This window comes from Pseudomonas sp. K5002 (assembly GCF_013386655.1).
Lineage (GTDB): Bacteria > Pseudomonadota > Gammaproteobacteria > Pseudomonadales > Pseudomonadaceae > Aquipseudomonas.
Window position 1 is genome coordinate 1 of sequence record NZ_JACARK010000760.1, and the last position, 1,629, is coordinate 1,629.

Sequence of the window (1,629 nt, forward strand, 5' to 3'; positions counted from 1 at the left end):
CGCCGGCGTCCAGGCCGGCGATGCGCTCGGCGGTGCCGTCGCGGGCGGTAAGGATCAGCACCGGCAGGTCGTATTGCTCGGCGCGCAGGGTTTGCAGGAGTGTGAGGCCGTCAAGGCGCGGCAGGCCGAGGTCGAGCAGCAGCAGGTCGAAGCTTTCGGTGCGCAACGCGTGCAAGGCGCTGACGCCATCCTGCAACCAGTCCAGGGTGTAGCCTTCGGCGCCCAGGGCCACGCGGATCCCTTGGCCAAGGGCACGATCATCTTCGACAAGGAGCAGGCGCATAACTGATTCTCTGGAGTAACCGGCGGCATGATGCCGTGTAACCGTCGAGGCTATTTCGGGAAAGATGTTACGGGCCGTTGCCAACTAAGCTTTCGCTAAGGTTGGTTTTGCACAGTGAAATCTCCCACATCTGCTGAGAGTGCTTCCATGCGCAAAATTCTCTTGCTGTCGCTGATTATCGCCAGCCCCATGGCCTTCGCCGGCCCGCAATGCACCACTGCCGAGCGCTCGCAATGGCAGGACCAGAAGGCCTTTCAGGAGCAACTCAAGGCCCAGGGCTACGAGATCAGCAAGTTCAAGGTTACTGACGGCAACTGCTACGAGATCTATGGCTTTGACAAGGACAAGCGCAAGGTCGAGATCTACCACGATCCAGTCACCGGCAAGGCCGTGAAGACAGAGATCAAGGGCTGATGCCAGCAACCTCCCTGCGCCTCTGGGACCCGGTGGTGAGGGTGTTTCACCTCTCCATCGCCGGCGTCTTTGTGGCCAATTACTTCTTCAACGAAGCAGGCGACGACTGGCACGTATGGCTGGGCTATTACGCCATGGCCTGGTTGCTGGTGCGGTTGGTGTGGGGATTTGTCGGTCCGCGCAGCGCGCGCTGGGCGGACTTCTGGCCAACGCCGGAACGGCTCATGGGCCATGTGCGTTCACTGCTCAACCGCCGGCCGCAGCACCGCCTGGGCCATTCGCCCATTGGCGCGCTGGTGATGATTCTGATGTTGCTGGCGCTGCTGGCTATCGGTGCCAGTGGCTTTTTGATGCAGGAAGTCGACGCCCTGTGGGGCGCCGATTGGCCGCTGCTGTTGCACGAAACTGCCGCCAATGTACTGGCCGGCCTGGTAGGCGTGCATGTGCTGGCGGCGTTGTTTGAAAGTATCCAGGTGCGGGACAACCTGCCGTTATCCATGCTCACCGGCCGCAGGAGGCGCCTGCCGGATGACCGTGCGCAGTAATCCTTTTTCCCGACAGGTTCTCTATGCGCCCGCTTTTAATGATCTGCAGTCTGCTGGTGGTGTTTTTCGCTGCCTGGCAAAGCCATCCGCCCCACGTATTGGCGCCGTTTGCCCAAGGCCCCAAGGACAGCTCGCCAACAGAGGCCGCCCCGCAATACAGCAGCCGCTTTGTCTCCTCGCAGCTCAATGACTTTGTGCATTCCTCCTCGGTCACCGCCCTGCCCGGCGGCGACCTGATGGCCGTGTGGTTTGCCGGGTCCCGCCGCAAGTCTTCGAACGCCTCAAGCCGGAATTGATCAGCCCGCTGGTGGTGTACCTGGGCAGCGAGGCGTGTCAGGAAACCTCCGGGCTGTTTGAGGTGGGCGGCGGCTGGATCGGCAAGACCCG

The 1,629-nt window shown here is 61.9% G+C and carries 3 protein-coding genes and 2 pseudogenes; 4 read left to right on the top strand and 1 reads right to left on the bottom strand.

All coding sequences use genetic code 11. The features are described from left to right. Positions 1–283: response regulator (locus tag HX846_RS27865; protein ID WP_178966526.1), on the bottom strand; the 283-nt coding region annotated here is incomplete at its 3' end. Positions 284–430: 147 nt separating this feature from the next. Here HX846_RS27865 and HX846_RS27870 point away from each other — a divergent pair. The 4 genes and pseudogenes from HX846_RS27870 to HX846_RS27885 form a co-directional block, all read left to right on the top strand. Then, positions 431–697, top strand: a complete 267-nt coding sequence (locus HX846_RS27870; protein WP_003210334.1) for a PepSY domain-containing protein — start codon at positions 431–433, stop codon at positions 695–697. Further along, the gene (locus tag HX846_RS27875; RefSeq protein WP_003210336.1) at positions 697–1,242 is read left to right on the top strand and encodes a cytochrome b/b6 domain-containing protein; all 546 of its coding nucleotides are present in this window, start codon (positions 697–699) and stop codon (positions 1,240–1,242) included. The genes HX846_RS27870 and HX846_RS27875 overlap by 1 nt, the downstream gene beginning before the upstream one ends. Before the next feature lie 38 nt (positions 1,243–1,280). After that, a pseudogene (locus HX846_RS27880) lies at positions 1,281–1,532 on the top strand (hypothetical protein); the annotation flags it as partial. Further along, positions 1,499–1,629: pseudogene (locus HX846_RS27885) on the top strand (serine/threonine protein kinase); the annotation flags it as partial. The pseudogenes HX846_RS27880 and HX846_RS27885, both read left to right, overlap by 34 nt.

Excerpts from the sequence above, each read along its gene's own strand:
- HX846_RS27870 (WP_003210334.1), top strand. The coding sequence starts at position 431 with ATGCGCAAAATTCTCTTGCTGTCGCTGATTATCGCCAGCCCCATGGCC.
- HX846_RS27875 (WP_003210336.1), top strand. The coding sequence starts at position 697 with ATGCCAGCAACCTCCCTGCGCCTCTGGGACCCGGTGGTGAGGGTGTTT.